This window comes from Caldanaerobacter subterraneus (assembly GCF_004345675.1).
Taxonomy (GTDB): domain Bacteria; phylum Bacillota; class Thermoanaerobacteria; order Thermoanaerobacterales; family Thermoanaerobacteraceae; genus Thermoanaerobacter; species Thermoanaerobacter subterraneus.
On record NZ_SLWU01000055.1, the window covers coordinates 1 to 4,467 of the forward strand.

A 4,467-nucleotide genomic window follows, 5' to 3' on the forward strand; every position below is an offset into this window, starting at 1 on the left:
GCAGTAAAATTTGACCAAAACATGATACCAACCCCTTTATGCCTGAAAAAATCCTGATAGGTTCCCGAAGGGGTTCTATCAGGATTTTTTCAGGGAATGTTCCATTAAATGAGATACATGTTCAATTTTTTAGCGTACCTCTCGATAATATAGTTATAAAACTAAAGTGGGGTGTTTGTAGTGAAAAAATTACATAATAAACTTAAAGAAGCACTAAAAATATACCAAGAAGCCAAACTTTCATATTCAGAGGTTATTTTTTCCCTGAGAAAATTTATATAAATTTTTATATAACATATTACATTTCTATCGGTATTTTTGCATTTTCTTCCATACAAATTGTGAATGCTTATTCTGCTAATAAAAAATTTGGAAACCGAGAAATATTGTTTTTAATCTTAACAATCTTAACCATACTTTATTTAGTAAGCTCTTCTTATATAGAAAAAATTATAAAAAGCTTTAGTAAACTTCAGATACGCAATAATATAGATTTGTATATTACTACAAATTTAACAACCGAGTTAATAAAACCTAATTTGTCAAAAATAATAAGAGAAAGCACTGTTAATAAAGAATCTTTTCAACTAAAACTAAACAACTCTGTGTTAACTAGTCTTACAAATGGATTGTTACAGATAATAAGCTTCTTAGCGGGCTTTTTTGCTAAAGCACTTTATGAATCATTCAAGAATGGTGCAGATTATGATAATGTTTTTCGCTCGCTAGTTACTTTAGTTTTACTTTATTTTATCTTATTATTGGTCACACATCTTTTACTTGATATGTTTAAGTCTAAAAATTTATATTATATTGAAATGTATGATTACCAAATCAAATATGCGGAATATTTAAAAACGCAAATTAAACTCTAGGCAAATGTGAGTATAGTTAAAATTATAGAATAAACTATCAAACCAAAAATAGATAATAATTGAAACGTTCGTATTTCGAGTAAGATTGTTATATATATGGATAGCATAATCACGACTAGCCAAATTGGATATGTTATAAAAAAGTGATACATAATTACCGAAATTATAATCGAATAAAGAAAAGAAGCCACATCTGATATAGAATCGTCAGAGAATGAACCCAAAATAAAAAACGTTACTTGAAACATTAAAAATGAAATAAATGCAGGTAATATTTGTACATTCTTTGCTCCCTGATAAGCTATTTCTTTTATAAATATGTAGGCCAGTATATTCAACGATAAAAAGAAGAAAACGAAAAAGCTTATTATTATTTTCGCTTCAGGAGGTATGTGCTTCATTTTTCGTATAAATGGATTTTGCTGTACTAATTTTTTGATATATGTTAAAAGGAAAAAGCCACTTTTTTACTGTAGGTTTAAATTTTCTCATTAATAATCACACCTTTCTACACTTTAAAGTTTTCGATAATATTTGCTTACACTTATCATCCGTCAGCTACACCTATACTTTTTTGGAGCTGATTAAAATAACAAAGCTTATCATTAGTCCTAAAACTATGCCAAAGAAAATACCGGCTGCTAGGCCGGCAGTGTAAAGCATATTCAAGTTTTCATCTCCTTCCATAAAAATACTCAATAAAATAGAAAAAACCGGGCTTATTAAACACCCAGTTTTTTGCTCAGCTCTTTTATGCGGTTGTCGTGATATACTGTCTTAACTGTTAGATTATTTACATCCAGCTGAAGCATATCAATTTTTGCACTTATCTCATCAAGTTTTTCATGCAAAAGCTGTCTGTCATCGAATAATGCCCTTACTTTATCGCTAATTTCGGTATCTATCTTAGTACCTAACTTCTTTACATCGTCTTTCACTTCGCTTACTTCACTTTTTAATCCGTGGATTTCTTCTTCTACCACTTTTAGTCTTTCTTCTACAATGCCAATTCTCTTTTCTACTACAGTCATTCTCTCTTCTATGGTGCCTATTCGTCCTTCTACAGCACCTATTCTCTCTTCTACCACATCAAATCTTACGTTAAAGTCATTATAAATTTTCTCTAAAAGCCCTAGAATTTTATCTTCATTATTCATAAATAATTCCTCCACCTACTTTACATAGTTATAAATCTGTTATGCCTAATCTTAGATACATTTCAACCATTTAGAGTTTTGGTTATATTTCTGCTAACAGTTTTTACACCTACTTTGCCCGTTTTTTATGTTCTTGTTTCCATTCTATGATATTTTTAAAAACAATTCAAGTTCTTATTTTAGCAAATCCCATATAACTAACTTCCATTATTTTAAATTTTTTAACATATATGCCGACAAAATATATGTAGCTAAAGTTGTATTTAATTGAACTATATAACTACCAAATCAGTTATGCTAATCGATTAATTTAAAAGGTATTGGAAACAAATTGTGTCTTAATATTACTTCGTTTTTATTTGTTTCTATTTTTACTTTAAAAATTTTTTCTATATATTGTGTAGCTAAAAAAATTTCGTCATCTCTTATTAATAAGGCACCGCCGAGGTGTATTTCCTCTTTAGCTGTAACAGCTATTTTCTTCTTTAAATCTAAACAGATATCGTTATTTTCCTCGATTTTTATTCTTAACTTATCTTTTTCTTTTACAATATTTTCTTTTTTGATTCCGCTTGCCAATATTACAGCGTCAAGTGGCAAATAAATTTTTGAATCATAAATAAAAGGCGCTTCTTTGAGGTACACCCTTTTTGTAGATTGGCCTAAAATAAAATTTTCATTGCTGATAGGCCTTATTCCTATATCTGCAACATTAGAGTTGAGATAAAAATAGCTTGGTGTAGGAGTAGTAAAAAAATACAACGTCCATATAACAAACAATAGAAAAGTAAGTGGAGCAACTACTGTAGCGATAGGATCTGTAATATTATCATAAGAAAATCCTTTTGCTTTGCTCATACGCTCACCTCTTTTTACTTCACTAGTGTGTAGATACTCTTAACTTTTTTAAAATGTTTTTATATGTATAAAACCAGTAAGATAGTTTTTGGAGTTTACCTTGTTTTTCTAGATGACAAATTCCTATCATTCTAAGTTTTTCAATTATATGCCGAAATTATATATGTGATGAAAGGTACACAAGATGGAGGTGTTTAAATTGCCACATATGGAATTCAAAAACTTGGAGTTTTTTGATAAAAACATCTGGTCATGGTTTATAAATTCAATATTTAATTACAATGAATACATTAACAAGAACAAAAAAAAGATAGAAGAAAAAATTCGCACTTATAGATTTCAGAAAAAAACATTGAAAGATATCATCATAGAAAGTAAAGTAAAAAAAGAAGTAGTAGAAAACAGTATGAAAATTTTAACATCCGTTAGTACTGTTTTTTATGTATTACTACTTCAGTCAGTTTTAACAATATACATCTTTTACATAAACAGTATCAATAACTATGCAGTGACTTTCGTTTCTGGCATTTTAAACACTTTCCCAAAACTGCAACAGAATATAGATTATAAAAAATACAGTGGATTTCTTGAAGCAGTTAAAAATAGTTTTAGTACACTCAATGATGGCATATATAAAGTAGTCATGATTTTAATGATATGCTTCCTTGGATTGATACTTATATCGCTCTTTTTTATATACATTGAGGCCAAACGAAAAAGCTATTTAATTGAGATGTATAGTTATCAAATAGAACATTCGAAGAGATATTTAAGGTAAAATTATTGTTTATTCTCATAACTACTTATTCCAAATTTAATAACTTTTACATTTACATTGTAAAGCAATGAAAACGCTCCATAATCAATTTCTATAAATACTTCTTCACCCTTTGTTTTTCTTTCAAATGTTCCTGTGATAAAACGGTAGGATGTAATGCCTTTGTAACTCACTGCTTGATCTATTTCATGTTCTATTTTTTTATATGTTGTGTAACTTAAATAGCCGTCTCTTTCAACATTTTTGATATATTTTTCTGCAACGCTTTCTATTTTACTTCTTATGATATGTTCCTTATGTAAACTGTTTATGTTATAAATCATAGGGAAAATTATAACAAAAATAAAAATTATTAAGCTTATAATACCTATTAATCTCATTTTTAGCTTCTTCCTTCCAAACAAAAATAGATTGGTTCAAACTAAAATTTTTATTGCTGAATAGATACTCTAAACTGTTTCAATACATTTTTATGTACATACACTGACCTGGGAAGATCCGCAGGCCTTTTCCCGGCACTTTCGTTGAAGACAAGCCTTTCTTTTTCTTTGTTGTAGTCATAGTGAAGAATGCATAATTTTACAAGAACTTCATCGCTAAGTTTTCCTTTTCTTGAAAGCCGCTGTACAGCTTCTCTATGGTCCTTTATCACTAGCTCATAATCTTCATCATACTGTTCCCTTTTCTGCTTCTTATATTCATTTCTCCATTGTCTGGCTTTTTCTTGATTTTCCTTTTTGCGGCGTTCTTTTTCTTGATGATATTCCGGAAACTGCTTTAAAACTCTTGAAACTGTAGA

At 28.9% G+C, this 4,467-nt stretch carries 6 protein-coding genes; 1 reads left to right on the forward strand and 5 read right to left on the reverse strand.

The window, feature by feature from the left end; genetic code table 11:
* Positions 1-1,439: 1,439 nt before the first annotated feature.
* From EV203_RS14190 to EV203_RS13000, 3 genes are all read right to left on the reverse strand, one after another.
* Positions 1,440-1,562, reverse strand: coding sequence for a hypothetical protein (locus tag EV203_RS14190; protein ID WP_279432268.1), 123 nt, complete (start codon positions 1,560-1,562; stop codon positions 1,440-1,442).
* 35 nt (positions 1,563-1,597) lie between these two features.
* A complete protein-coding gene (locus EV203_RS12995) occupies positions 1,598-2,032 on the reverse strand; it encodes a coiled-coil domain-containing protein (protein ID WP_019907121.1) in 435 nt (144 codons plus the stop codon).
* 297 nt (positions 2,033-2,329) lie between these two features.
* Positions 2,330-2,890: a stalk domain-containing protein gene (locus tag EV203_RS13000; RefSeq protein ID WP_019907120.1), complete on the reverse strand. Its 561-nt coding sequence runs from the start codon at positions 2,888-2,890 to the stop codon at positions 2,330-2,332.
* Between the two features lie 208 nt (positions 2,891-3,098).
* Here EV203_RS13000 and EV203_RS13005 point away from each other — a divergent pair, with 208 nt between their 5' ends.
* Positions 3,099-3,668: a hypothetical protein gene (locus tag EV203_RS13005; RefSeq protein ID WP_231368328.1), complete on the forward strand. Its 570-nt coding sequence runs from the start codon at positions 3,099-3,101 to the stop codon at positions 3,666-3,668.
* A gap of 2 nt (positions 3,669-3,670) precedes the next feature.
* Here the strand turns inward: EV203_RS13005 and EV203_RS13010 are convergent, their stop codons facing one another.
* On the reverse strand, positions 3,671-4,072 hold the full coding sequence (locus tag EV203_RS13010) for a hypothetical protein (protein WP_243700716.1): 402 nt from the start codon (positions 4,070-4,072) through the stop codon (positions 3,671-3,673).
* A gap of 26 nt (positions 4,073-4,098) precedes the next feature.
* Positions 4,099-4,467, reverse strand: a 369-nt coding sequence (locus EV203_RS13015) for a helix-turn-helix domain-containing protein (RefSeq protein WP_132040881.1), incomplete at its 5' end; no start/stop codon positions are given.

Coding starts and splice junctions, on each gene's coding strand:
- EV203_RS14190 (WP_279432268.1), bottom strand. CDS start 1,562: ATGGAAGGAGATGAAAACTTGAATATGCTTTACACTGCCGGCCTAGCA.
- EV203_RS12995 (WP_019907121.1), bottom strand. CDS start 2,032: ATGAATAATGAAGATAAAATTCTAGGGCTTTTAGAGAAAATTTATAAT.
- EV203_RS13000 (WP_019907120.1), bottom strand. CDS start 2,890: ATGAGCAAAGCAAAAGGATTTTCTTATGATAATATTACAGATCCTATC.
- EV203_RS13005 (WP_231368328.1), top strand. CDS start 3,099: ATGGAATTCAAAAACTTGGAGTTTTTTGATAAAAACATCTGGTCATGG.